Annotated in this window: 25 protein-coding genes; 5 read left to right on the top strand and 20 right to left on the bottom strand. The window is 66.1% G+C overall.

Annotated elements, in window-relative coordinates; genetic code table 11:
* Nucleotide 1: 1 nt before the first annotated feature.
* The 3 genes from GOACH_RS07380 to GOACH_RS07370 all read right to left on the bottom strand — a co-directional run bounded on the left by GOACH_RS07380 (nucleotide 2) and on the right by GOACH_RS07370 (nucleotide 3225).
* The gene (locus GOACH_RS07380) at nucleotides 2-526 is read right to left on the bottom strand and encodes a dihydrofolate reductase (protein ID WP_005172837.1); all 525 of its coding nucleotides are present in this window, start codon (nucleotides 524-526) and stop codon (nucleotides 2-4) included.
* Nucleotides 527-535: 9 nt separating this feature from the next.
* Nucleotides 536-2164, bottom strand: a complete 1629-nt coding sequence (locus GOACH_RS07375) for a PE-PPE domain-containing protein (protein ID WP_005172836.1) — start codon at nucleotides 2162-2164, stop codon at nucleotides 536-538.
* Nucleotides 2165-2391: 227 nt separating this feature from the next.
* Nucleotides 2392-3225 (bottom strand): thymidylate synthase, encoded by an 834-nt coding sequence (locus GOACH_RS07370; protein ID WP_005172834.1) that lies wholly within the window; start codon nucleotides 3223-3225, stop codon nucleotides 2392-2394.
* A 117-nt stretch (nucleotides 3226-3342) separates the two neighbouring features.
* On the opposite strand from GOACH_RS07370, the gene GOACH_RS07365 reads away from it, so the two are divergent.
* A complete protein-coding gene (locus GOACH_RS07365) occupies nucleotides 3343-3708 on the top strand; it encodes an HNH endonuclease (RefSeq protein WP_005172830.1) in 366 nt (121 codons plus the stop codon).
* Nucleotides 3709-3718: 10 nt separating this feature from the next.
* On the opposite strand, the gene GOACH_RS07360 is transcribed toward GOACH_RS07365, so the two are convergent.
* The 6 genes from GOACH_RS07360 to GOACH_RS07335 all read right to left on the bottom strand — a co-directional run bounded on the left by GOACH_RS07360 (nucleotide 3719) and on the right by GOACH_RS07335 (nucleotide 7485).
* Nucleotides 3719-4396: a GAP family protein gene (locus GOACH_RS07360; protein ID WP_005172827.1), complete on the bottom strand. Its 678-nt coding sequence runs from the start codon at nucleotides 4394-4396 to the stop codon at nucleotides 3719-3721.
* 166 nt (nucleotides 4397-4562) lie between these two features.
* Complete coding sequence (locus GOACH_RS07355; protein WP_005172826.1) at nucleotides 4563-5012, bottom strand: flavodoxin family protein; 450 nt, start codon at nucleotides 5010-5012, stop codon at nucleotides 4563-4565.
* Complete coding sequence (locus GOACH_RS07350; protein WP_005172824.1) at nucleotides 5009-5584, bottom strand: maleylpyruvate isomerase family mycothiol-dependent enzyme; 576 nt, start codon at nucleotides 5582-5584, stop codon at nucleotides 5009-5011. Before GOACH_RS07350 ends, GOACH_RS07355 begins: the two co-directional genes overlap by 4 nt.
* Nucleotides 5581-6093: a hypothetical protein gene (locus GOACH_RS07345; RefSeq protein WP_005172821.1), complete on the bottom strand. Its 513-nt coding sequence runs from the start codon at nucleotides 6091-6093 to the stop codon at nucleotides 5581-5583. Before GOACH_RS07345 ends, GOACH_RS07350 begins: the two co-directional genes overlap by 4 nt.
* A gap of 5 nt (nucleotides 6094-6098) precedes the next feature.
* On the bottom strand, nucleotides 6099-6851 hold the full coding sequence (gene dapB / locus GOACH_RS07340) for a 4-hydroxy-tetrahydrodipicolinate reductase (protein ID WP_005172819.1): 753 nt from the start codon (nucleotides 6849-6851) through the stop codon (nucleotides 6099-6101).
* 151 nt (nucleotides 6852-7002) lie between these two features.
* Nucleotides 7003-7485 (bottom strand): Lrp/AsnC family transcriptional regulator, encoded by a 483-nt coding sequence (locus GOACH_RS07335; protein WP_005172817.1) that lies wholly within the window; start codon nucleotides 7483-7485, stop codon nucleotides 7003-7005.
* A 195-nt stretch (nucleotides 7486-7680) separates the two neighbouring features.
* On the opposite strand from GOACH_RS07335, the gene ald reads away from it, so the two are divergent.
* Complete coding sequence (gene ald, locus GOACH_RS07330) at nucleotides 7681-8796, top strand: alanine dehydrogenase (protein ID WP_005172814.1); 1116 nt, start codon at nucleotides 7681-7683, stop codon at nucleotides 8794-8796.
* A gap of 45 nt (nucleotides 8797-8841) precedes the next feature.
* On the opposite strand, the gene GOACH_RS07325 is transcribed toward ald, so the two are convergent.
* The 4 genes from GOACH_RS07325 to GOACH_RS07310 form a co-directional block, all read right to left on the bottom strand.
* Nucleotides 8842-10329 (bottom strand): putative nucleotidyltransferase substrate binding domain-containing protein, encoded by a 1488-nt coding sequence (locus GOACH_RS07325; protein WP_005172810.1) that lies wholly within the window; start codon nucleotides 10327-10329, stop codon nucleotides 8842-8844.
* 108 nt (nucleotides 10330-10437) lie between these two features.
* On the bottom strand, nucleotides 10438-12714 hold the full coding sequence (locus tag GOACH_RS07320) for a polyribonucleotide nucleotidyltransferase (protein WP_005172807.1): 2277 nt from the start codon (nucleotides 12712-12714) through the stop codon (nucleotides 10438-10440).
* A gap of 457 nt (nucleotides 12715-13171) precedes the next feature.
* Nucleotides 13172-13441, bottom strand: coding sequence for a 30S ribosomal protein S15 (gene rpsO / locus GOACH_RS07315; RefSeq protein WP_005172806.1), 270 nt, complete (start codon nucleotides 13439-13441; stop codon nucleotides 13172-13174).
* A 180-nt stretch (nucleotides 13442-13621) separates the two neighbouring features.
* A complete protein-coding gene (locus tag GOACH_RS07310) occupies nucleotides 13622-14596 on the bottom strand; it encodes a bifunctional riboflavin kinase/FAD synthetase (RefSeq protein WP_040518071.1) in 975 nt (324 codons plus the stop codon).
* A gap of 203 nt (nucleotides 14597-14799) precedes the next feature.
* Here GOACH_RS07310 and GOACH_RS07305 point away from each other — a divergent pair, with 203 nt between their 5' ends.
* The gene (locus tag GOACH_RS07305) at nucleotides 14800-15555 is read left to right on the top strand and encodes a metal-dependent transcriptional regulator (RefSeq protein ID WP_005172802.1); all 756 of its coding nucleotides are present in this window, start codon (nucleotides 14800-14802) and stop codon (nucleotides 15553-15555) included.
* 27 nt (nucleotides 15556-15582) lie between these two features.
* On the opposite strand, the gene truB is transcribed toward GOACH_RS07305, so the two are convergent.
* Genes truB through GOACH_RS07290 form a run of 3 tightly spaced genes read right to left on the bottom strand, consistent with a single transcriptional unit; the run spans nucleotide 15583 to nucleotide 18129 of the window.
* Entirely contained in the window at nucleotides 15583-16482 is a 900-nt protein-coding gene (gene truB, locus GOACH_RS07300) for a tRNA pseudouridine(55) synthase TruB (protein WP_005172801.1), read from the bottom strand.
* A gap of 1 nt (nucleotide 16483) precedes the next feature.
* Nucleotides 16484-17140 (bottom strand): 4'-phosphopantetheinyl transferase family protein, encoded by a 657-nt coding sequence (locus tag GOACH_RS07295; RefSeq protein WP_005172798.1) that lies wholly within the window; start codon nucleotides 17138-17140, stop codon nucleotides 16484-16486.
* Complete coding sequence (locus GOACH_RS07290) at nucleotides 17137-18129, bottom strand: metallophosphoesterase family protein (RefSeq protein ID WP_005172796.1); 993 nt, start codon at nucleotides 18127-18129, stop codon at nucleotides 17137-17139. The genes GOACH_RS07295 and GOACH_RS07290 overlap by 4 nt, the downstream gene beginning before the upstream one ends.
* Before the next feature lie 18 nt (nucleotides 18130-18147).
* On the opposite strand from GOACH_RS07290, the gene GOACH_RS07285 reads away from it, so the two are divergent.
* Nucleotides 18148-18450 carry a hypothetical protein gene (locus GOACH_RS07285; RefSeq protein WP_157227582.1) on the top strand — a complete coding sequence of 101 codons (303 nt, stop codon included), beginning with the start codon at nucleotides 18148-18150 and terminating at the stop codon, nucleotides 18448-18450.
* A gap of 202 nt (nucleotides 18451-18652) precedes the next feature.
* On the top strand, nucleotides 18653-19297 hold the full coding sequence (locus GOACH_RS07280; protein WP_174320815.1) for a hypothetical protein: 645 nt from the start codon (nucleotides 18653-18655) through the stop codon (nucleotides 19295-19297).
* An 18-nt stretch (nucleotides 19298-19315) separates the two neighbouring features.
* Here the strand turns inward: GOACH_RS07280 and GOACH_RS07275 are convergent, their stop codons facing one another.
* The 4 genes from GOACH_RS07275 to infB all read right to left on the bottom strand — a co-directional run.
* Nucleotides 19316-20695, bottom strand: coding sequence for an MATE family efflux transporter (locus tag GOACH_RS07275; protein ID WP_005172789.1), 1380 nt, complete (start codon nucleotides 20693-20695; stop codon nucleotides 19316-19318).
* A 2-nt stretch (nucleotides 20696-20697) separates the two neighbouring features.
* On the bottom strand, nucleotides 20698-21657 hold the full coding sequence (locus GOACH_RS24225; protein WP_005172786.1) for a DHH family phosphoesterase: 960 nt from the start codon (nucleotides 21655-21657) through the stop codon (nucleotides 20698-20700).
* Nucleotides 21654-22136 carry a 30S ribosome-binding factor RbfA gene (gene rbfA / locus GOACH_RS07265; protein WP_005172783.1) on the bottom strand — a complete coding sequence of 161 codons (483 nt, stop codon included), beginning with the start codon at nucleotides 22134-22136 and terminating at the stop codon, nucleotides 21654-21656. The genes GOACH_RS24225 and rbfA overlap by 4 nt, the downstream gene beginning before the upstream one ends.
* A gap of 120 nt (nucleotides 22137-22256) precedes the next feature.
* Nucleotides 22257-24282, bottom strand: a 2026-nt coding sequence (gene infB, locus GOACH_RS07260; RefSeq protein WP_005172780.1) for a translation initiation factor IF-2, incomplete at its 5' end; no start/stop codon positions are given.

Below are 24282 nucleotides of genomic sequence, written 5' to 3'. Positions count from 1 at the left end.
GTCAGGCTCCTCGACGCACGTCCGACGCCGCGCCGTGACGCGAATACTCGACGAAGCGGTAGCGCAAGCCGCCCGACGAGGTCTGCCACGATGTGGTGTCCGCGACTTCCCAGGCGTACGGATCGATCTCGGGTGCGAAAGCGTCGGCACCCTCGACGAGAAGGTCGATCTCGGTCACCTGCAGCCGCGAGGCGTGTTCCATCGCTGCCTCGTAGATCGCTCCGCCGCCCATCACCGTGACCGCTCCTACGATCCGGTCGAGCGCGTCGCGCAACGACTCCACCACCTCCGCCCCGGTTGCCACGTACTCACGGTTCCGACTGATGACGAGGTTGCGCCGTGCGGGCAAGGGCCGGAACCGCTCGGGCAACGACTCCCATGTCTTGCGCCCCATCACCACCGGATCCGAGCCCGTCAGTTCTCTAAATCGGCGCATGTCCTCGGGCACACGCCACGGAATCGCGTTCTGCCGCCCGATGGCGCCGACTCGGTCCTGCGCCCAGATGAGTGTGATGACGGTGGCCATGGATCGAGACTACCGCCGGGTTCCGACAGGCTCACCCGCCTCCGCCCCGGTGGGGCCGGCAGCGGCCGAATCATTCTCTCGCACAGCACCCTCGGCACGGTCGATGGACGCACGTGGTTCGCTGATCGGTTCTGTGACGCCTGGCGCATCAGCCTCCGGCCGACTGTTCCCGGCCGGAACATCGCCCGCCGGGGCCTGTGTCGGCTCTGCCGAGGGCCGCGCAGTCGGCTCGGTTACCGCGGGCGGGTCGGTGGGCGACGCATCTCCTACGGGCGTCGGGTGCACGTCCGCCGGCGCAGATGAATCACGGGGTTCGACACCCACTGTCGACGGCGCATCGGTGCGCGGTCGGCCGCGCGATCCGGAAGACGGGTCGGTTGTCGCCGCGGATCGCGTCGGTTCGCCCACCGGGGCCACGGCTGCTGCGGTCGTCGAACCGGGCGAACTGTCGCCGTGTGGGGCGTCATACCAACCGCGGAAGCTGAACTCCGGCACCCCGAACGGCCCGCCGACCGGAGCCGTGCCGAATGGCCTGTTCGACGAGTCGCCGGTCTTCTGCGCGACGGCGTCGTCGACACCGGTGGCGATCGCGATGGCAACGGTGATGGCATCGCGCACCGGCGAGAATCGGAACCATTGTGCCGCAACAGGTTCCCCTGGGCTGATCTCACGGTTGTAACCCATCTCGATGATGGTGCGCAACGGCATGTCCAACGCCGTGATCCACGGCGCGGGCAGGGTGCCGACGAGCGGAACGAGGATCGGTACGACCTCGGCGGGGATCAGGTAGTAGTGGGTGTCTCCGTAGACGCCCTGGTCGACCGTGCCCGGTGCCCCCAATGGCGATTCGAACGGGTACAGACCATGTTCAAGAGCGATACCGAGCACGGCGTTGAGATCGGCGAGAATGTTCAGTGGATGCGAGGGAAAGTCCGAGAAGCCGTCGTACTGGAAGCTGATGTCGGTCGTGCGGAAATGACAGTGGCCGTCGACACAACTGTTCGTCGGCGCCGCGCCGTCCATACTGATCCCGAGGAAGGGAATCGACAGTCCGGCAAATCGCTCCAGGATCCCGCCATTGGGCCGGTTGACGTCCGCGGCGAGCACGAAAGATACGTCGGGAGCCGATTCCCAGCCGATGCTCGAGTAGTAGTCGATCAGTGAGCGCTTGGTGATGGCTGCGACCCTTGTGCTCTGCGAATAGCCGAACACCACGAGCTGATCGCCCGTCGTTGGAGTACCGAAGGAAGGGTTCCGGGGACACCCGCTGCCTCCCGAGATGCAGGCGCTCAGATTGGCCACACCGAGCGCGACCGACTGGTCAAAGCTCAGATCACCCTTGGTGAACGGCGCGAACTGCTCGGGGGTGTAGACGGCAACCTTGTTCAGGTCGGCTGGATTCACGCCACTCGCCTGCGCAACGTAGTTCGATGCGACGAGGTCGAGATAGGTGGCGACGAACTCGTCTGATTGCGCTTGAGGGCCGAAGTCCACCAGAGGATTCCAGGTGCCGCCCATGATGAGCGCAGTCACCGTGGCCGCATTCGCCACTGTCATGGCGGCGGCCGCCCAGGCAGCCCCGACGGCGCCACCCAGCGCCGATGTCACCGCCACGCAGGCGCGCAGAATCGATCCCATATGCAGTTGCCAACCGATCGGGCCGCCCGCTCCCGACCCGACAGTGACATTCGGCTCGCCCCGCGTCCGAACTCGGCCGACGAACGAGACCGGCAGAGTGCGGTGAGGCCCATCAGATCTCCGCGCGGCACCTCATGGCTAACACGCTTTTCATGTCGATACCGTCGGTACTGAAAAGTAGTCCGCGACAAATCCTCCGTTCGGAGGACACGTCAGACGTCTGGGATTCACACGGCGACGGGCGCCTTGATGCCGGGATGCGACTGGTAGTCGATCACCTCGATGTCGTCGAACTCGTAGTCGAAGATCGAGTCGCGCCTGCGGAGTCGCAGGGTGGGGTACGGATACGCTTCGCGCGAGAGCTGCAGGTTCACCTGGTCGACGTGGTTGTCGTAGATATGGCAGTCACCGCCGGTCCACACGAAGTCGCCGACATCGAGGCCCGCCTGCTGCGCCATCATGTGCGTCAGCAGGGCGTATGACGCGATGTTGAACGGCACGCCGAGGAACAGATCGGCGCTGCGCTGATAGAGCTGACACGAGAGCTTGCCATCGGCCACGTAGAACTGGAAGAACGCATGGCACGGTGGCAGCGCCATCTGTGGGATCTCCCCCACGTTCCACGCCGAGACGATGTTGCGTCGCGAATCCGGGTTGGTCTTGAGAGTGTCGAGTGCGGCGGCGATCTGATCGATGTGCTCGCCCGAGGGCGTCGGCCAGCTTCTCCACTGGACGCCGTAGACGGGACCCAGCTCGCCGTGATCGTCGGCCCACTCATCCCAGATGGTCACGCCCCGCTCCTGCAGCCACCGCACGTTGGAGTCGCCCCGGAGGAACCACAGCAGCTCGTAGACGATCGACTTCAGGTGGACCTTCTTGGTGGTGACCAGCGGGAAACCCTGGCTGAGGTCATAGCGGAGTTGATGTCCGAACAGACTGCGCGTTCCCGTCCCGGTGCGATCGGCCTTCGGCGTACCGGTGTCCATCACCAGACGCAGGAGGTCCTCATATGGTGTCGGGATGGCCCCGGTCGGTCGGAGGTCGCGAATGGCCGTACTCACGGCTGCCAGTCTAGGACGACGCGTCGCCGTGCCCGCGGATGGCGCGGCCGCTCCGCGAGCACCTCCTTCACGGTGTGGCGCAAGTGACGCGTGGGGCATCGAGATTAGTCTGGCTGCATGCCACCCCGCTCACGGACCCGGGCCAATCGGTATGCACGCCGTCGTAGGTCCCGGGTCGCCGCACAGTCTCATGATCTGACTCCCGCCCAGTGGACCGCACTCCGCGAGGCCTGGGGCGGGTGCGCGTACTGCGGCGCCGAAGGCGCTGCGTTGCAACGTGATTGCATGCTCGCGATCTCGCGCGGCGGACGCTACACCCTGACCAACGTGGTGCCCTGCTGTCGCTCGTGCAATGCCAGCAAGTGCAACACCGAGGTCACCACCTGGATGCGGCGTAAGAAGCTCGACGAGCGTCAGTTCCTCACCCGTCAGGTGCAGATCAGCGCTCTGCTCGTCGACCGATTCGACGACGAGCAGCCCTGAACGCAGCCGTTCACGAGAAGATCGCAAGCCCCTTGCCGACGAAGTAGGCGCCCACCACGAGGAGCGTGATGATCGTGATCGGTGAGATGTTGTCCTCGAGCCACTGTCGGAAATTGCCCAGGGCGGGGTCGAGGCGGTGACCGCCGACAACGGCGATCAGCAGCGGCAGGACGATGCCGATACTGGCGATGAGCACGTAGATGACCAACGCCACCCACGCCGAGGCACCACCGAGGGTGTCCTCGGCGATCCGTGCCCCCGCACCGAGACTGAGCGGCACGTTCTTGACGATCGCGACACCCTCGATCAGACCGAGAGCCAATACCGAGAGCCCCGACATCGCGGTCACACGCGCGAGGAGTTTGGCCTCCTTGGCCGGCTCTCCCGGCGCCGGTCGGTTGCGCCAGGACATCACCGCGAGAGCGAGGAAGAACAGCCCGAGCACAAGGGTGAAGATCTGCACACCGTGCTCGGTGGCGGCGGGCTCATCCTCCTCGGCGACGTCGGTGACCGCGACCGCGATACCGGTGACGATCAGCAGGGTCAGAATCCACCCGACTGCGAACAGTGCCGCCTTGCCACGACCGTGATCCGACAGCAGGAGCACGACGCCGGTGATGATCGCCACCGGACTGATCGCCACCGCGACGGCGACCGGCAGCACATCCCCGATCGCGTGGGCGATCACGACGCAGACCTCGACACAGCGCCTCCCAACAATCGATCAGGCGCGTGCTCGCCTGATCGCGGCGTGCGCACCTGGTGCGGAAAGTTGAATTTTTGCACCGCATCAACGGATTCGACACTCGAGTCATCCGATATGGCACAGATCGAACCATGTCGGACTCAGCGACTCACATCAGCTGTGCCGCGACGCTCGCCCCCAGCTCCCAGCAGGCCTCGAGATCGGACTTCGACGGCGGGCCGGAGACGATCACGTACTCGGCGGCCTTCTCCCACCCGAGTCCGGCAGTGATCCGGTCGACGGCGTTCACCGCGCCCTCGGTCCCCTCGTTGCCGTGCAGGTACAGGCCGAACGGCCGCCCCCTGGTGGAATCGAGAATCGGGTAATAGCAGACGTCGAAGGCGTGTTTGAGTGCCCCGGAGATGTAGCCGAGGTTGGCCGGGCTGCCCAGCAGGTAGCCGTCGGCAGCAAGCATGTCCGATGCCGACACCTCCAGTGCCGCTTTGCGAACGACCTCGACACCTTCGATCTCCGGGTCGGTCGCGCCCGAGACAACTGCCTCGAACATCGCCTGGCAATGTGGCGACGGAGTGTGGTGGACGATCAGCAGGCGGGTCATCGTGACCGCCCCGCGAATGCCAGCAAACGGTCGGCCGCGCTCGTCGACTCGACATCTGCTCCCGCGTACTCGACGGCCGGACCGAACAGCCCGAGACCGCGGAGCTGCTCGATGATCGACGACGCGTCGGTGAGGAGGTATGTCGCCAGGGCCTCCGACGGCTCCCACCTGAGTCCGATGCCGACGCACAGGTCGTGTGTGTGCAGCGTGAGATCCATGGCGCGCATGAGCAACAACTCCTCGCCCGTGCGTGGCCCCGCACGATGATCCACGAGCGCATCGAGATCGGCTGCGGCAGCCGACTCGCGCAACATGGTCTCGTAGCTCCAGAACTCGCCGACGGGATCGTCCACGATGTAGTCGGTGCCCCTGGTCGTCTCTGCGTCGACGGCGCTCCCGCCCGCCAGCAACATCGCATAGCGATGACCCCCGCCGGTGACGTGATTGATCAGATCTCGGTTGGTCCAGGACTCCGCGCCGCTGGGCCGATCGAGTGTCGCCGGACCGACCTGCGCGAGAGCGTCAGCCCACAACTGCTCGGCGTCGAGCAGTGCACGAAGGGTCTCACTCATGCGCTGCGCCGTTGTTCGCGACCGTGAAACTGCGCCACTGCGCGTTTCATCATTTCCCGCGCACGGGAGCGATCACCCGCGTAGTCATAGGCCCTGGCGATCCGATACGTGTTCTGCCAGTCCGAGGGGTTGGCTTCCCACTCCTGCTTGACCTGGGCGAACAGCTCGTCGGCAGCCTCCCGTTCGATCCGACCGGAGGCTCGGCGCGGAAGCTCCGAGACGTCGAGTTCACGCCCCTCGTCGGCCATGATCCGCGCGAGTCGCTGGTGTTCGAGTCCCGCACGCAGCGTCGAGTAGATGAGCCACGCACCCAGGAACGGCAGGATCAGCACGCCGATGCCGAGCCCGACGGCGACCACCCCGCCGTGCGCGATCAGTTGTACGCCGGTCCGACCGAGCAGCACGAAGTACACGATCATCGCGACGACGAGGAATCCGATCATCCACACGATCGGTCGGGCGTCACGCTGCGTCGGATCCTTCTTGGGCTTGCTCGGGTCGGCGGACATGGCGACTACAGGTCCATCAATTCGTCGAGGCCGACGGTCAGGCCCGGCCGACTGCCGATCTGCCGCACACCGAGCAGCACTCCGGGCGCGAATGAACTGCGGTCGATCGAGTCGTGGCGAATGGTCAGTGTCTCCCCCTGCGTGCCGAGCAGCACCTCCTGGTGCGCGACAAGACCGGCGAGGCGCACCGAGTGCACGTGCACACCGTCGACGACGGCACCTCGTGCACCGGGGAGTTCGTCGGTCGTGGCATCCGGGCTCGGCCCGACACCGGCCTGCGCACGGGACTCGGCGATCAGCGCCGCGGTACGGTACGCCGTGCCCGATGGCGCGTCGGCCTTGTGCGGATGGTGCAACTCGATGACCTCGACCGACTCGAAGAACCGAGCCGCCTGCTGCGCGAAACGCATCGACAGGACCGCGCCGATAGCGAAGTTGGGAGCGATGAGCACGCCGACCCCGGGCGCCTCCGACAGCCACGCGCGTACCTGATCAAGACGTTCGGCTGTGAAGCCCGTGGTTCCGACGACGGCGTGAATGCCGTTGTCGATCAAAAACTTCAGGTTGTCCATCACGACGCTCGGATGTGTGAAGTCGATGACGACGGAGGTGTCGGCGTCGACGAAGGCCGTCGGGTCGTCGCCCTTGTCGACGCCCGTGGTGAAGACCAGGTCGTCGGCTGCCTCGACGGCGTCGACCATGGCCTGCCCGACCTTGCCCCCACTGCCGAACACGCCCACTCTGATCTCGTCACTCATCGATGCCTCTCCTCGCGCCCTCGGTCGAACATTCCCGTCCGAGTCTAGTGCGCGAGAAGGTCCGTTCCCGACCGGTCATGCCGCACACGCACCCGTGTGCCGTAGTCCGGTGTCACCAGGTGGCATCGGACTACGGCACAGACCACACACCTCAGTAGATCGGCGCATCGCCGCGTTGGTGGTCGAAGACCAGGGAGGTTGTCGTCCCCGCGACCTCGCGCCGCGCGTTGAGCATCTCGACGAAGGTCCGGAGGGCCTCGGTGTCGGCGGTCGCGACGTGCAACAGGTAATCGTCGGCACCGGCGAGGAAGAACACGTCGATCACCTCGTCGCGGCGCGCGATCTCGCCGACGAACTGCCGAATCTGTCCACGCGCGTCCGACTGCAGGCTCACCGCGACCATCGCGCGTAACGGACGTCCCACCGCAGCCGGGTCGACGTCGGCGAAGAAGCCCCGAATGACGCCGGCGTCGACGAGGCGTCGAACGCGGCCGTGCGCTGTCGACGCCGCGATCCCCACCCTCGCTGCGAGCTCACTGTTCGGAATGCGTGCGTCGAGTTGCAGCACTCGCAGCAGTTCACGGTCGGTGGCGTCGAGCTCGATCGCCCGAACATCCTTCGGCGTGGCGGCCATCACAACTCTCCCTCTCGACGATTCTTCGCCTTCATGACACTTCTACAGAACTTTCCTCATCCACATTGTGCCCTCTTCGACGTTCCTTCACTCTTGAAGGTGTTCAGCGCAGAGTAGCGCCCCTATTCGAGCCACCACCCGCGCTCCCGAAGCGCACCGACATCGCCCTCTTATATGAACGTCAAGGAGCACCTGATGCGTATCGGCATCCCCACCGAGATAAAGAACAACGAGTACCGCGTCGCGATCACGCCCGCCGGTGTGGCCGAGCTGACCAAGCGCGGCCACGACGTCATCGTCCAGGCCGATGCCGGGCTCGGCTCGGCCATCGACGACGCCGACTTCAAAGCCGCAGGCGCACAGACACTCGACACCGCAGCCGCTGTGTGGGAGCAGGCCGACCTGCTCCTGAAGGTGAAGGAGCCGATCGAGGCCGAGTACGCCATGATGCGTGAGGACCAGACGATCTTCACCTACCTCCACCTCGCTGCGAGCCGTCCGTGCACCGACGCCCTGCTGGCGTCGCGAACCACGTCGATCGCTTACGAGACGGTCCGCGCAGCGGACGGTTCGCTGCCGCTGCTGGCCCCCATGAGTGAGGTCGCCGGCCGTCTCGCACCCCAGGTCGGGGCGTACCACCTGATGCGGTCGGAAGGAGGCCGCGGCGTACTGATGGGCGGGGTTCCCGGCACCGAGCCCGCCGATGTCGTCGTCATCGGAGCCGGTGTCAGCGGTGTCAATGCGGCCACGATCGCCGTGGGAATGGGTGCGCAGGTCACCGTCTTCGATCTCGACATCGCCAAGCTGCGTGCTGTCGACGCCCGCTTCGGCGGACGCGTCCACACCCGGTACTCGACGTCGCTGGCCCTCGCCGACGCACTCAAGCAGGCCGACCTCGTGATCGGTGCCGTTCTCGTCCCCGGCGCCAAGGCGCCGGTCCTCGTGCCCAACAGCCTTGTGGCGCAGATGAAGCCGGGTTCGGTGCTCGTCGACATCGCGATCGACCAGGGTGGCTGCTTCGAGGATTCGCGCCCAACCACCCACGACGACCCGACGTTCACCGTGCACGACAGCGTCTTCTACTGCGTCGCCAACATGCCCGGCACCGTCGCGCGAACCTCCACGCAGGCACTGACCGGGGCGACCCTGCCGTACGTGCTCCAGCTCGCCGACAAGGGCTGGAAGCAGGCACTATCGGAGAACGCAGCACTGGCCGGCGGCCTGAGCACCCACTCGGGGCAGTTGTACAACGCGGAGGTCGGCGCCGCACTCGACCTTCCCGCCGAGCAGAATCCGTTCAGCACCAACTGATTCAGATCCTCTTCGCGAGACCGCGCTTTCCGCCCGCCGAGCACCTCACTCCGACGAACCGAGCGGGAGGTAATGTGCACGATTCGCGGCTCGACGCTGCGCACCGGCGATCTCACGGACAGCCTGGGCCACCATACTGCGATCGAGCGGCGAGAGACGTTTCATGTCGAGCACGTCACTGACAACTTCTCCCCGATCGAACTGGGCGACTTGATAATTCAGGCGCACCCGCTGCAGGACCTCGAACACCTCCACCAACGTCTCCGCATGGTCGTCTGGTAGCAGGTCCGTGCCCGACGCCGCACGCAGGCGGCCACGGGTGTCCAGTTGCGCGGAACCGACCGACAGCGCCGCCCATCGGGCGAGATTCACCAGTGGGCCTATCGCATGCTGTTTGATGTCGAAGTCGTCGCCCCGACGGGTCAGCAGATCGCGCACTGACCTCATCTTCGCTCGGGTGGCGAGCGCTTCTGCTAGTAGGAGATTCAGCGTTCCTCGATGACGTCTCAGATCGGCGAACACTTCGCCGACGGCCGGCAGTCCCTCGTCTCCCCAGATCGGCCGAGCGTCGATCAGCAACGACGTGAGGATCATGCCCTTGTTCTCCAGCGGATCGTCGAGCCACCGCTGAGCTGCCCGGCGCCAGCGCGCGTGAGTGCGGGAGAACAACGGCATCGAGGCGACGGCGCCGTTGTCGTCGACTTTCATGCCCGCCCCGCGGAGCAGATCGTCGACCTCTCCGAATGCAACCCGAAACGCCTGCGCCTGCGCATCGCTGACGTCATCGGCGAACGACACGGCCGAATCGATATCAGAACTCAGAACGGTTTCTCGACGAGCGTTGCTACCCAACGACATCCACGTCAGATGGGTCGGATCGACCTCGGGATGCGCTGCGAGGACGAGCTCGAGCGCTCGCCGCACCACTGCGTCGGTGACGAGTGAGGCCATCGTCGTGACCGAATGCGCCGGTTGCTCACGTCGCACGAGATCGGCGACGAGGTATGGCACCCGAGATGCCCGCTCCTGCAACTCCGGCACGTCTCGCGCACGGGAGATCTGTTCGCGCAGAGCCACACTCGGGCCACCGGGTACTGCAACGAAATCCGAGGGCGCAACCACGCCATGCACCACTCCGGCAGCGTCGACCACGGGCAGCGCTGTCAGGTCGTTCTCGAGGATGACCGCGAGCGCGTCGGAGGCCGCGACGTGCGGCGCGACGACGGTCGCCCGTCTCTCCGTCAGTACGGTCACCGGCGTGTCGAGGTCCGCTCCCGCCGCCACCACCCGCTCGCGGATGAGCGCGTCTGTGAGCACACCGAAACCGCGGTCACGCAACGGGATCAGTACGTGGTCGCGGCCCCGCTCTGTCATCAACTGCGCTGCCTGCCGCACCGACATGTCGGGCGTGCCGAGTAGAGGCTCTGATCGAATGAGACTCTCGACGGTGCTGTCGCCGCTGCCGGACGGATCGCGACGATGCGGCACCGTGAGTTTGTCGGCGACGACGTCGTCTTGGGTGTGATGTGCCATCGACGACCAGCCTCCTCTCGATCCACGACGACGGCCCGTCGTCCACACCATTGTGGACGACGGGCCGTCGAATTCTCGCGGCGAGCACGCCGCTGCTACGTCAGCAGATCAGGCGTCTGCCGATGCCGTGTCGTCGGACTTCTCCGCAGCACCGGACTTGTCGCTGTCGTCGACCGGGACGAGGCTGATCTTGCCGCGCTCGTCGATGTCGGCGATCTCGACCTGCAGCTTGTCGCCGACCTTGACGACATCCTCGACCTTGTTGATGCGCTTGCCCTTGCCGAGCTTGCTGATGTGCACCAGGCCGTCACGGCCGGGAAGCAGCGAGACGAACCCGCCGAAGGCCGTGGTCTTGACCACGGTGCCGAGGAAACGCTCGCCCACCTTGGGCAACTGCGGATTGGCGATGGCGTTGACCTTGTCGATCGCGGCCTGCGCCGACACACCGTCTGCCGCACCGATGAACACGGTGCCGTCGTCCTCGATGGAGATGTTCGCGCCCGTGTCCTCGGTGATGCCGTTGATCGTCTTGCCCTTGGGGCCGATCAGCTCGCCGATCTTGTCCATCGGGATCTTGATGGTGGTGATCCGCGGCGCGTACGGGCTCATCTCGTCGGGCTCGTCGATCGCTTCGGCCATCACGTCCAGGATGGTCAGGCGCGCGTCCTTGGCCTGGCTCAACGCACCGGCAAGCACCTTCGACGGAATGCCGTCGAGCTTGGTGTCGAGCTGCAGCGCGGTGACGAAGTCCTTGGTGCCTGCAACCTTGAAGTCCATGTCGCCGAAGGCATCCTCGGCGCCGAGGATGTCGGTGAGCGCCACGTAGCGGGTCTCGCCGTCGACGGTGTCGGAGACCAGACCCATCGCGATACCCGCAACCGGCGCGCGCAGCGGCACACCGGCGTTGAGAAGCGACATCGTCGACGCACAAACCGACCCCATCGAGGTGGAACCGTTGGAGCCCAACGCTTCCGACACCTGACGGATGGCGTACGGGAAGTCCTCGACGCTCGGGATGACCGGCACGAGAGCCCGCTCGGCGAGCGCTCCGTGACCGATCTCGCGGCGCTTGGGCGATCCCACGCGACCGGTCTCACCGGTCGAGTACGGCGGGAAGTTGTAGTGGTGCATGTAGCGCTTGGAGGTCTCGGGTCCGAGCGAGTCGATCTGCTGGGCCATCTTGACCATGTCGAGGGTGGTGACACCGAGGATCTGGGTCTCGCCACGCTCGAACAGCGCCGAACCGTGTGCGCGCGGGATCACGGCGACCTCGGCCGACAGCGACCGGATGTCGGTGATGCCGCGGCCGTCGATACGGAAGTGGTCGGTCAGGATGCGCTGGCGCACGAGCTTCTTGGTGACCGAGCGGTATGCCGCGCCGATCTCCTTCTCGCGGCCCTCGAACTGCTCGCCGAGCTGGGCGAGGATGTCGGCCTTGAGCTCGTCGGTCTTGTCGTCGCGCTCCTGCTTGCCTGCGATGGTGAGGATCTGCGACAGACGCTCGGTGACGGCGGCGGAGACGGCGTCGTAGACGTCGGACTCGTAGGGCGGGAACAGCGGGAACTCGGCGGTCTCCTTCGCGGCAGCATCCGCAAGCGACTTCTGCGCCTCGCACAGACGCGCGATGAACGGCTTTGCGGCCTCGAGCCCCTCGGCGACGATGGTCTCGGTCGGTGCCTGCGCGCCGCCTGCGACGATGTCGATGACGTTCTCGGTGGCCTCGGCCTCGACCATCATGATCGCGACGTCGCCGCCCTCGACCACGCGACCCGCGACGACCATGTCGAACACGGCACCTTCGAGCTGCTCGACGGTCGGGAACGCGACCCACTGACCGGCCTTGTTTTCCTCCGTGGGGATGAGCGCGACGCGCACACCGCCGACGGGACCGGAGAACGGCAGGCCCGCGAGCTGGGTCGACGCCGAGGCCGCGTTGATCGCGACAACGTCGTAGAGATCCTTGGGATCGAGGCTCAGGACCGTGACGACGACCTGGATCTCGTTGCGCAGGCCGTCGACGAACGACGGGCGCAGCGGGCGGTCGATCAGGCGGCAGGTGAGGATCGCGTCGGTCGACGGACGACCCTCGCGGCGGAAGAACGATCCGGGGATGCGTCCGGCGGCGTACATGCGCTCTTCGACGTCGACGGTGAGCGGGAAGAAGTCGAAGTGCTCCTTGGGGTGCTTCGACGCCGCTGTCGTCGACAGCAGCATGGTCTCGTCGTCGAGGTAGGCGGTCACCGAACCGGCGGCCTGCAGTGCGAGGCGTCCGGTCTCGAACCGGATGGTGCGGGTGCCGAAGCTGCCGTTGTCGATGACGGCGGTCGCCTCGGTGATGGCGTCGTCGAACTCCTCGACGACGTCGGTGGTGTTGACATCTGTCATGTGGGCTATGAATCCCTTCGTGCCGATCGCATCACGGCGCGATCGTGGTGGTGGCCGCTCGCAGCGGCCCGAATATGCGGATAGGGACCGGCGAGCGAACAACCGACGTGCGCTCCCGGTGAACTGCGCGGCACATGATGCCGCGCACCGGGGCGCGCGTGGCGCCACTACCGGCCCAGAACATCGCGGGGAAATGGCCACCGCATGCCCGGATTAGCCTCAGGTGATCCGTGGTGCTCAGACGGCCTTCGATCGAAGCGGCCGGAATCTCTGACGACTCCGGCGGCCACTACCGAGGACCGATCTGACTCTGCGACATGTGCGGGCACACAGATCTGCAACGTTCCGCTTGTCAGCCTATCATTGCGCCCCCGAACACCAGGAAACGACGAACCGGCCACCTCCGCAATGGGAGGTGGCCGGTCGGGAAGTCTTATCGCCGCGTTGTGGCGATAGGTCAGCGACGCAGACCGAGGCGCTCGATCAGCGAGCGGTAGCGTGCGATGTCGACCTTGGCGACGTACTTGAGCAGGCGGCGACGACGGCCGACCAGCAGCAGCAGACCACGACGGCTGTGGTGATCATGCTTGTGCTCCTTGAGGTGCTCGGTCAGGTCGGTGATGCGCTTGGTCAGCAGCGCGACCTGCGCCTCGGGCGAGCCGGTATCGGTCTCGTGCAGCCCGTACTCGCTGAGGATTTCCTTCTTCTGCTCGGCAGTCAATGCCATGGAGATACTCCTGTTGTTTCAGTCCCGCGTCATCTGTGACCGGCAACGACCCCACCCTGGGATTGTCGACATCGGCTCGGTGCGCCACCGCGGACTGCAGCGGCACCGACTCACCAGGCTACCAACCCCGCTGGTCCGGACCCAAATCGCGAACAGCCGCCGTCGACGGCTCGGCCGCGGCTACGACGCTGTGTGACCGGAGGCCAGTATCTCGCGCGTCGTGTCGACGTCGCCCGCCATCGCCGTCAGCAGGTCGTCGATGCTGTCGAAGTTCTCCATGCCTCGAATCCGATCGACGAAGTCGACGGCGACGTGCTGTCCGTAGAGATCGGCCGTCGTGTCGAGCACGAACGCCTCGACCGTGCGTGTACGTCCCGAAAAGGTCGGGTTGGTACCCACCGACACCGCTGCCTGATAGCTCTCGCCCGGTACCACCTGCCCGACGACGGGGCCGGGCCCGAGCACCGTGAACCACGCCGCGTACACCCCGTCAGCAGGGATCGCGGCGTACATCGGCGGCGCAACATTCGCTGTGGGATAACCCAATTCGCGTCCACGGCCATCACCGCGGACCACAACACCTTCGACACGATGGGGTCGCCCGAGTGCCTCGGCCGCACGCTCGACGTCGCCTGCGGCGACGCACGAGCGGATATAGGTCGATGAATAGGTCACCGCGTGCTCACCGAACAGTGAGATGGCCTGCACCTCGAACCCGAACCGCTCACCGAGTTCGGTGAGCTTCTCGACGTTCCCGGCGGCCTTCTTGCCGAACGTGAAGTTGGCGCCCACCACGACCTCTGCGGCATGCAGGCTCTCGACGAGCACATCGTGGGCGAAGTCCTTGGGTGAGCGGGCCGCGAGCTCCGGGGTGAACGGCATCACACAGAACACGTCGATACCGAGCTCCTCGGCCAGCTCCGCCCGACGTGTGAGGGTCGTCAACTGCGGTGGATGCGTGCCGGGGCGCACCACTTCCGCCGGGTGCGGGTCGAAGGTCATCAACACCGAAGGGATGCCACGCTCGGCCGCCGCGGACGTCGCAGCGTTGATCAACTGCGCGTGCCCGCGGTGGACCCCGTCGAACACGCCGATGGTCACCACGCACCTGCCCCAGTCCGCGGGCACATCCTCGAGACCTCGCCATCGCAACACGCCGACCAGCCTACGATGCCCGACGCCGACGAACCAGCGCCCGCGCCCGCGAAACACCGATCGACCACCCGAGGTGAATAGCGTGTATCCGCACGATGAATCACCGCACCCCGCCAGGCCAACCGTCATGGTCGGTGCCGTCGCAACGCCCGTTCGGACGGGCACGGCCGCTCGGTGTGGGTAGGCGGCGCTAAGCTCGATCCATGCCCCAACCCCGAGCGGCCGGTGCCACCACCTCCGACCCCGGACACCCGACCGACCCTGCCGGGACGCGCGTCCCCGAGACATCCGTCACCGAGTTGTCGACGGTCACCCAGGACTACCTCAAAGTCATCTGGACCACCCAGGAATGGGCCGAGGTCAAGGTGACGACGAAGATGCTGGCCGACAAGATGGGCGTATCGGCCTCGACGGCGTCGGAAGCGATCCGCAAGCTCGCCGACCAGGGACTCGTCGCCCACGAACGCTACGGCGCGGTCACACTCACCGAGGAAGGGTGCGCGGCGGCCGTCCTGATGGTGCGTCGCCATCGCCTGATCGAGACCTTCCTGGTGCGCGAACTCGGCTATGGCTGGGACGAGGTGCACGATGAGGCCGAAATCCTCGAACACGCGATGTCCGACCGCTTCATGGCACGCCTCGACGCCAAACTCGGTCACCCCGACCGCGATCCACACGGCGATCCCATTCCCCGCATCGACGGGTCGATACCCGCGCCCGAGGCATTCTCACTGGCCGACCTCGACACCGGTGAAGGCGGCCGGATCGCGCGCATCTCCGACACCGACCCCGAGGTACTCCGTTACTTCGACCAGCTCGGGGTGGCATTGGACTGCACTGTCCGCGTCGCCGAGAAACGACCGTTCGCCGGCACCATTTCGATCTCGGTCGACGACGCCGAGCCGATCGTGCTCGGCGACATCGCCGCTCGGGCGATCTTCCTGGTCGCCGAGCACTGACCGTCGCGCGGCGGCGGTCCTCCCGCGCTAGCGCAGCGTCGCAGGTCGGACGACCATCACCGAACTCGCGCGCCGACCCTTCTCCTGCACCAGCGCGATGGCTCGCCCCGCCGGATCGACCACCACGTAGACGCCTTTGCGGCCGATCGGGGTCAACCACCGTCCCTGGCTGATGGATTCGGCCTCGTCGTCGTCGATGTCGCGGTGCGGGAACGAGATCAATGCCGCCTCGTCGATGGTGAGACTGCGCTCCGGGTTCTCGGCGAGCTGCTCGAGAGTGCGCGCATGCTCGAGCGTGAACGGCCCGACCGAGGTTCTGCGCAACGCGGTCAGGTGACCCCCGACTCCGAGTTCGGCACCGAGATCACGTGCGAGAGAACGGATATAGGTTCCCGCCGAACACTCGACGACGACGTCGAGATCGACGAAGGCGCCCTCGTCGCGACGAGCCGACACGTCGAATCGGGACACCGTGACCGGCCTCGCCGCGAGTTCGAATTCCTCACCTGTCCGTGCCAGCGCGTGCGCCCGTCTGCCGTCGACCTTGATGGCGCTGACCTTTGCGGGTACCTGCTCGATGTCGCCGGTGAGCGTCGCGACGACATCGGCGATCTGCTCGTCCGTGATCGACGATGCGTCCGCTCCCGAGATGACCTCGCCCATGCGGTCGTCACTGTCGGTCGCGGCCCCGAGCCGGATGGTCGCGGTGTACGACTTGGTGTTCAACGACAACAGTCCGAGGAGCTTGGTCGCCCGTTCGACACCGACGACGAGTACGCCGGTGGCCATCGGATCGAGCGTGCCCGCGTGACCAACACGTCTGGTGTTGAACAACTTTCGACACCGCGACACGACGTCGTGGCTCGTGATGCCCTCGTCCTTGTCGACGATGACCAGCCCGGCGTTCTCGATGGAGGAATCGGCCACGTCAGCTCATCACGATCGTTGTGGTGATGTACCCGTCGTCGACCAGCCACCGTCCCGAGAAACCGGTGATCGGTGTGCCGCCGTCGATGACCGATCCGTCGATCAGTATCGCCGAGCGGAAAGTCCCCGCGTTCTCCCCTGTCTGCTCGAACGTGATGTGCGCGTCCTCGAAGCCGAGCCAGCGCTGGGTCAACGGGAACCATGCCTTGTACGTCGCTTCCTTGGCGCAGAACAGCAGTCGGTCCCAATGCAGGCCGGACGGCCTGGTGGCGAGAACGTCGCGCTCGGCGGGAAGGCTGGTGTGCTCGAGCACACCATCGGGCAATTCGTCGTGGGGTTCGGCGTCGATACCCAGTGAGCGAACCCCCATGGCGTAGGCGACGATCGCGGCACGATAACCGTCGCAGTGCGTCATACTGCCCACGACCTGCTTGGGCCACAGGGGCATCCCCTTGTCGCCGCGCATGATCGGGGTCGGCTCGACGCCGAGTTGCGCAAGTGCTTGGCGCGCGCAGTGTCGCGCTGTGATGAATTCTCGACGTCGCTTCTCCACAGCCCGCGCGATCAACGATTCCTCCGCGGGCATCGGTGCGAGGCCGGGCGGGTCCCCGAAGGACTCGGCGGCAGCCACGCCCGGCGGGACGAGTCGTTCGATCACTGGTTTCCCTCCTGGGTGTGCGGGCGCTGCGCCGATGAGCCCGACCGCTCCGCACGTCGCTGCGCCATCCGTTCGGCGAACTCGCGAGCGCGCTCAGCATAGTCGGGCGGCAGTGTGAAACGTGCTCCGTGGTCGGGTAGATCCTCTTCGCGGACGCCGGGATCCGGGGCGATCTGCCGTAGCAGCGGCTCGGGAAGCCCGCGTCGTTTCCATTCGCGCGGATAACCGACCGACACCTCCTCGAATCGAACGCCGTCGTACCACGTGGTGCGCGGTATGTGCAGATGCCCGTAGACGCTGCACGCCGCATTGAAACGGGTGTGCCAGTCTGCGGTGAGTTCGCTGCCGCACCACAACGCGAATTCGGGGTAGAACAGGGCGTCTGTCGGTTCGCGGCGCAGGGGCCAGTGATTGATCAGGATCGTCTTCTCCGACGGGTCGAGCGCTTCGAGTCGACGGCGCGTGGCATCGATTCGTGCCCTGCCCCACGCGTCTCGGGTCGGATACGGCTCGGCGGAGAGCAGGAATTCATCAGTGGCCACCACGTTGCGCTCTCGGGCAACCGCCAGCGCCTGCAGCGCCGTTGTCGTTCCCTCCGGCCGGAAGGTGTAGTCGTAGAGCAGGAACATGGGCACGACCCGCACGGGTTCACTGCCGTCGTCCGCGTCGAAGAGCGGATAGATGTCCTCGGGCGTGATGACCCCGATGTCGCGGCACGCCTGGACGAGGTAGTCATAGCGGGCCACGCCGAAGATCTGCAGCGGGTCCTTGGCCGTCGTGTAGAGCTCGTGATTGCCCGGTACCCAGATCACGGTGCCGAAACGCGCCTTGAGCCGACGCAGCGTGTCGACGATGTCGTCGGTGCGTTCGGACACGTCGCCCGCGACGATCAGCCAGTCGTCGGATGCCGACGGTCGGATCTGGTCGACGATGCTCTCGTTGCCGCGGTGTGCCACGTGCAGATCGCTGATCGCCCAGAGTGTTGCCACGAGGATCCATCGTGCCAGATGGCTGCGTCCCCAACCTGCGGCGCATCCGGACAGCGCAGCGAGGCCGACGACCGGGCATGTGAGAGCATGCCTGGCGTGGCCGACAACCACGCGAGATTCACCGGCCCGGCCGGGTTCGTACCTCCCCAGAGCACCCCGGGGGCACGCCCCGGCAATCGGGCACGCCCCGGCAATCGGGGGTCTCCGACGACGCAGGCACTGATCACCACACTCCTCCTCGTCGGATTGGCGCTTGTCTGGTTCCTGGCCAGTTCCTATGTCACCGTGGGCGGATCGTCTCGGGTCGTCGTCTCGACGTAGGCCCACGACTCCGACGATCAGCGCAGCTCCGAGTTGGAGTCGGCCCACCCTGCGGTCCTGTGGGGTGAGAGGGGCCCGGGTATGGCACGATGCGCTCGTGTACCCGAACCCGTCGCAGCCGGTTGCCTACCCGCCCTACCCCGGGCGCCCCATATCCCGTCGGCCCCTTGGCGATCGCGGTCCGTGGTGGGCACAAACACTGGTGAGCGCGGGGATCGCGCTGGTATTCGCTGTGCTGTATTTCGCCGTGGAGTTCGCCATCTATCGGTTCAAGCTGTTCGACTGGTGGTCATTCAGCGGCCTCAGCGTCTTGATCCTGCTGTACGTGTGCGTTCTGGGCATCTGGGGCCGATCGACACCGCAGCGAATCCTCGGCCCCCTCGTAGCCCTGGGTTTTCTCGGTCTGCAGCGCGGACTCGACGGCCTGTTCCTGGTTATCGGTCCCGACCTCTATTCGGGCTGGACGGACGCCGAGTTCACGACGTGGTTCACCGTGGGGAATGGTCTGTGCCTGTTCGGTGTCGCCGCAGGTTGGTCGCTCGCGCGCAGGCGAACGTTCATCGCGTTCCTCGGGATCATCCCGATGGTTGCCGTGAGCGGCCTCGGCGGGTGGGCCGAACAGTCGATCCGCTATCCGCACTCGTTTCTGTGGGCGTCGCTTCTCGACACTCTTGTGTTCTTCGGCCTCGCCGTTCTGGCCATCCTGTGCGTGTGGGCCTGCGATGGGCTCGGTCTCGCCATCCGCGGTGGCCGCACCCGACGCCAGCCCGGCGCCAACGCCGTCGGACCGTATCCGCAGCCGACCGCGCCGCCACCGAATCAGCTCGGCGGGTGGCCGCCCAACTGACCGACCGGGCACGGGACGTCAGTGCCTCTCGCGGCCGACGCGCTGCCACCGTCCCGACCGGATTCGCCACACAACGGTCAGCATGCGGATCACCATGAACACGACGAGACCTGTCCAGATCCCTGCGAGTCCCCAGTCGAAGACCAGCGACAACCAGATCAACGGCAAGAATCCGGTCAGCGCGGCGATCAGCGTCGCTGTGCGCAGGTAGGCGGCATCGCCGCTGCCGAGCAGCACACCGTCGAGCGCGAAGACGATGCCCGCGATCGGCAACATCGCCACGAAGAACCACCACGGTGTGCCGATCACATCGAGCACGCGCGCGTCGCTGGTGAACAGCTTCGGTAGCACTCCCGCACCCATCGCGAACACCGCAGCCATCACGGACGCGGCGATCACCGACACGATGGTCACCCTGCGGGCCACGCTGCGTGCAGCGGACACAGCGCCTGCACCCAGGGCCGCACCGACAAGCGCCTGTGCTGCGATGGCGACCGAGTCGAGGAACAACGACATGAACTCCCAGAGCTGGAGTGTCAACTGGTGTGCGGCGACGGCAGCGACCCCGAAGCGAGCCGCGACGGCAGCCGCCGAGAGAAAGCACACCTGGAAGGAGAGGCTGCGCGCGACGAGATCGCGGGCCATCACCAGCTGTGCGCGGATCACGGCGCACCGTGGACCCAGGGAATGGCGTCCGCCCTCCGGCAGCACCTCGCGCAGGAGTCGGGCTGCGAACAGCACACCGGTGATCGACTGTCCGAGAACGTTGGCCACTGCGCTGCCCTGTAGGCCGAGGCGTGGAAAGAACCACACACCGTGGACCAACCCCACCAGGAGCACAGCTCCGACCGCCACACCGACCACCACATAGACCACCGGTCGTCGAGTTTCCTGGACGCCACGCATCCACCCGTTGCCTGCCATCGACACGAGGATGAGCGGCACACCGAAGCATGCAATGCGCAGCCACGACGTCGCTTCCGCTGCAACGTGATTCGCATCGGGACCGGATGTTCCGACCATGAGTCGCATCACCCACGGCGCGAACGGGTAGATCACGGCGACGATCGCCGCACCGACACCGAGTGCTATCCACGTCGCCTGTACCCCTTCGGCTACCGCGCCTGCACGGTCACCCGCACCGAAGCGTCGAGCCGATCGCGCGGTCGTACCGTACGAAAGGAAGGTCAGTTGGGTGCTGATGACGGAGAGGACCAGCGCGCCGACGCCCAGTGCGGCCAGTTCGTCACCGCCGAGGCGTCCGACGACGGCGAGGTCGAGCAGCAGGTACAGCGGCGGCGCGGTCAAGACGGCCAGCGCCGACACCGAGAGCACCGCGATGCGTCGTATCCCCGTCTCCGGAGCGGTGGCCTGCGGGTCTGCAGCTTCTGCGGACACCGTCAGAGTGATCCCACCAGTCGCTCGACAACCTCGGCCGCGGTACCGGTGTCGCTGTAGCCGGATGCATGCCGGTGTCCGCCACCGCCGAGGGCGCGGGCGATCGGTACGAGATCCACCGATGACTTCGACCGCAGCGACACCGTCCAACTCGACGGCTCGATCTCCTTGAACACCGCGGCGATCTCGGCGTCGGCAGTCGTCCGCACGATGTCGATGATGCTCTCGGATTCCTCCCAGCTCATGCCGGCCATCGCGTCGCGATCGACGACGGCGTACACCAGTCCCCCGTCGCTGCAGACCCCGGGAACCAGGGTCGCGGATGCCAGCACCCCCGATACCATCGCGAGCCACGAGAACGGGTGGGTGTCGAAGAGCGCCCGACTCCACCGCCGACCGTCGACACCCGCGTCGAGTAGTCGTGCCGCGACGCGGAACGAGTCCGGGCGCGCCCATTTGAACGAACCCGTGTCTGTTGCCAGGCCGGCATAGAGACACGTCGCGATGTCGGCGGTCAGCGGAACGCCGAGTTGGTCGATGAGTCGCAGGATGAGCACCGCGGTGCAGTCGGCGTCGGGGTCGACGAAGTCGAGGTCGCCGAACCCACGATTGGACGTGTGATGATCGACGACGATCGACGTGACCGCACCGTCGAACACCGGCGTCAGCTCGCCGAGCCGATCAGGCCCCGCGGCGTCGACCGACACGGTCACGTCGTGCCCCTTGAGCGCGGGCGGGTCAACGAGCAGACCCTGTGCGCCGGGAAGGTCGCGCAGCGCGTGTGGCAGGCTCTCGGGGCCGGGAAACGCGACCTCGACGTCGAGACCGCGCGCCTTCAGCGCGTGGCCCAGGGCCAGTCCGCTGCCGATGGTGTCGGCGTCGGGACGCACGTGACAGAGAATCGTCACCGCCGACGCCCCGCCGAGTACATCCGCGATCGCCGCTGTGGAGGCCGCGGTCACTCCCGTGGACCGTCCGCGCCGTCAGTTCCGCCGTCATCTCCGGTGTCGTCGTCCATGTTTCGATACGGGTCGGGATCACCGGCCGGGCGTGCTTCTCTCGCCTGGCGCGCGACGAATTCGTCGTTGGCACGCGCACGCGCGACAAGCTCTTCCATGTGCCGCGCCGCGTCGGGAACGGTGTCGAGGACGAAACTCAGTGTCGGAGTGAATCGGACACCCGTTCCTGCACCCACTTTCGAGCGCAGAATCCCGGTCGCCTTGGCCAGCCCTGCGGCCGCCGCGTCGTAATCGGGTTCGGAGTCGATCGATTCGCCCATCACGGTGTAGAACACCGTCGCGTCGTGCAGGTCGTTGGTCACCTTGGCATCGGTGATCGTGACATGGGCCAACCGCGGGTCCTTGATGTCGTGGGCGATCGACGACGCCACGATCGACGAGATCCGCTTGGCCATTCGCTGTGCCCGTGCAGGGTCAGCCATGGTGTGTCCTTCCTCGAGAATCGAACCGCGGGCTGCGAGGAACGTACTCCCCTTCCGGGGCCGTCCGGGCAACAGATTCCCGCTGGCCCCGGAAGGGGAGCATGTTCGACGATTCGCGCGTCAGTCGCGCGGCTTCTCCTGCAATTCGTAGCTCTCGATGACGTCATCGACCTTGATGTCGCTGTACGTCAGCGTGAGACCGCATTCGTAGCCTTCGCGGACCTCGGTGACGTCGTCCTTCTCGCGCCGCAGCGACGCAATCGTGAGGTTCTCGGCGACAACGACGTTGTCGCGGAGAAGACGCGCCTTGGCATTGCGGCGAATGAGACCGGACTGCACGAGACAACCAGCGATGTTGCCGATCTTCGAGCTCTTGAAGATCGCGCGGATCTCGGCGCGGCCGAGTTCCACCTCTTCGTAGATCGGCTTGAGCATGCCCTTGAGCGCGCTCTCGATCTCGTCGATGGCCTGGTAGATCACCGAGTAATACCGGATGTCGACGCCCTCGCGGTTGGCGAGCTCTGTGGCCTTGCCCTCCGCGCGGACGTTGAATCCGATGATGATCGCATCCGACGCCGCGGCGAGGTTGACGTTGGTTTCGGTCACGCCACCGACACCACGGTCGATCACGCGCAGTGAAACCTCGTCGCCCATGTCGATACCGAGGAGAGCCTCTTCGAGTGCTTCGACGGTACCGGCGTTGTCGCCCTTGAGGATCAGGTTCAGCTGACTGGTTTCCTTCAGCGCCGAATCGAGATCCTCGAGGCTGATCCGCTTGCGGCTGCGCGCCGCCAACGCGTTGCGCTTGCGCGCATTGCGGCGGTCGGCGATCTGCCGCGCGGTGCGGTCTTCCTCGACGACGAGCAGGTTGTCGCCCGCACCTGGCACCGACGTGAAGCCGATGACCTGGACCGGACGCGATGGCAATGCCTCGCTGACGTCGTCACCGTGCTCGTCGACCATGCGACGGACACGACCGTATGCGTCGCCCGCGACGACCGAATCACCGACACGCAGTGTTCCGCGCTGGACCAGCACGGTTGCCACAGGTCCGCGACCACGGTCGAGGTGTGCCTCGATGGCGACACCCTGGGCGTCCATGTCGGGGTTGGCGCGCAGATCCAGCGACGCGTCAGCCGTCAACAGCACCGCTTCGAGTAACTGCTCGATGTTGGTGCCCTGCTTGGCCGAGATGTCGACGAACATCGTGTCGCCGCCGTACTCCTCGGGAATCAGGCCGTACTCGGTGAGCTGGCCGCGGATCTTCGAGGGGTCAGCGCCTTCCTTGTCGATCTTGTTGACCGCCACCACGATCGGCACATCTGCGGCCTGCGCGTGGTTGACCGCCTCAACCGTCTGCGGCATGACGCCGTCGTCGGCAGCGACCACCAGGATCGCAATGTCCGTCGACTTCGCACCACGCGCACGCATGGCGGTGAATGCCTCGTGACCCGGGGTGTCGATGAACGTGATCAGTCGATCGTCACCGTTGAGGTGGGTGTTGACCTGGTAAGCACCGATGTGCTGAGTGATGCCGCCGGCTTCGCCCTCGCGCACGTTCTCCTTGCGGATCGTGTCGAGCAGTCGGGTCTTGCCGTGATCGACGTGGCCCATGACGGTGACCACCGGTGGACGCTGCTCGAGGTCCTCTTCGCCGCCCTCGTCCTCACCGTAGGAGAGATCGAAGCTCTCGAGGAGTTCGCGATCCTCGTCCTCCGGACTGACGACCTGGACGATGTAGTTCATCTCGGAGCCGAGCAGTTCCAGCGTCTCATCGTTGACCGACTCTGTCGCCGTGACCATCTCGCCGAGGTTGAACAGCGCCTGGACCAGCGATGCCGGGTTGGCATCGATCTTGTCGGCGAAATCGGACAACGACGCTCCTCGGGCGAGACGAATGGTCTCGCCGTTGCCGCGGGGCAGCCTGACGCCGCCGACGGCCGGAGCCTGCATCGAGTCGTACTCTTGGCGCTTCTGCCGCTTGGACTTGCGCCCCTTCCGGGGTGCACCGCCGGGACGACCGAACGCACCGGCTGCGCCGCCACGTCCTCGGCCACCACCACCGGGGCGACCGCGGAAACCGCCGGGAGGACCTCCCGGTGCGCCGCCGGGAGCGCCGCCACCGCGATAGCCTCCGCCACCGCCA

This window comes from Gordonia aichiensis NBRC 108223 (genome assembly GCF_000332975.1).
GTDB lineage: Bacteria > Actinomycetota > Actinomycetes > Mycobacteriales > Mycobacteriaceae > Gordonia > Gordonia aichiensis.
This window is presented reverse-complemented; position numbering and strand designations above follow the sequence as displayed.

Bases quoted from the DNA above. Each gene is read 5' to 3' on its own strand.
- GOACH_RS07380 (WP_005172837.1), bottom strand. From the start codon at position 526: ATGGCCACCGTCATCACACTCATCTGGGCGCAGGACCGAGTCGGCGCC.
- GOACH_RS07375 (WP_005172836.1), bottom strand. From the start codon at position 2,164: ATGGGATCGATTCTGCGCGCCTGCGTGGCGGTGACATCGGCGCTGGGT.
- GOACH_RS07365 (WP_005172830.1), top strand. From the start codon at position 3,343: ATGCCACCCCGCTCACGGACCCGGGCCAATCGGTATGCACGCCGTCGT.
- GOACH_RS07355 (WP_005172826.1), bottom strand. From the start codon at position 5,012: ATGACCCGCCTGCTGATCGTCCACCACACTCCGTCGCCACATTGCCAG.
- GOACH_RS07350 (WP_005172824.1), bottom strand. From the start codon at position 5,584: ATGAGTGAGACCCTTCGTGCACTGCTCGACGCCGAGCAGTTGTGGGCT.
- GOACH_RS07345 (WP_005172821.1), bottom strand. From the start codon at position 6,093: ATGTCCGCCGACCCGAGCAAGCCCAAGAAGGATCCGACGCAGCGTGAC.
- dapB (WP_005172819.1), bottom strand. From the start codon at position 6,851: ATGAGTGACGAGATCAGAGTGGGCGTGTTCGGCAGTGGGGGCAAGGTC.
- GOACH_RS07335 (WP_005172817.1), bottom strand. From the start codon at position 7,485: ATGGCCGCCACGCCGAAGGATGTTCGGGCGATCGAGCTCGACGCCACC.
- ald (WP_005172814.1), top strand. From the start codon at position 7,681: ATGCGTATCGGCATCCCCACCGAGATAAAGAACAACGAGTACCGCGTC.
- GOACH_RS07325 (WP_005172810.1), bottom strand. From the start codon at position 10,329: ATGGCACATCACACCCAAGACGACGTCGTCGCCGACAAACTCACGGTG.
- GOACH_RS07320 (WP_005172807.1), bottom strand. From the start codon at position 12,714: ATGACAGATGTCAACACCACCGACGTCGTCGAGGAGTTCGACGACGCC.
- rpsO (WP_005172806.1), bottom strand. From the start codon at position 13,441: ATGGCATTGACTGCCGAGCAGAAGAAGGAAATCCTCAGCGAGTACGGG.
- GOACH_RS07305 (WP_005172802.1), top strand. From the start codon at position 14,800: ATGCCCCAACCCCGAGCGGCCGGTGCCACCACCTCCGACCCCGGACAC.
- GOACH_RS07285 (WP_157227582.1), top strand. From the start codon at position 18,148: ATGGCTGCGTCCCCAACCTGCGGCGCATCCGGACAGCGCAGCGAGGCC.
- rbfA (WP_005172783.1), bottom strand. From the start codon at position 22,136: ATGGCTGACCCTGCACGGGCACAGCGAATGGCCAAGCGGATCTCGTCG.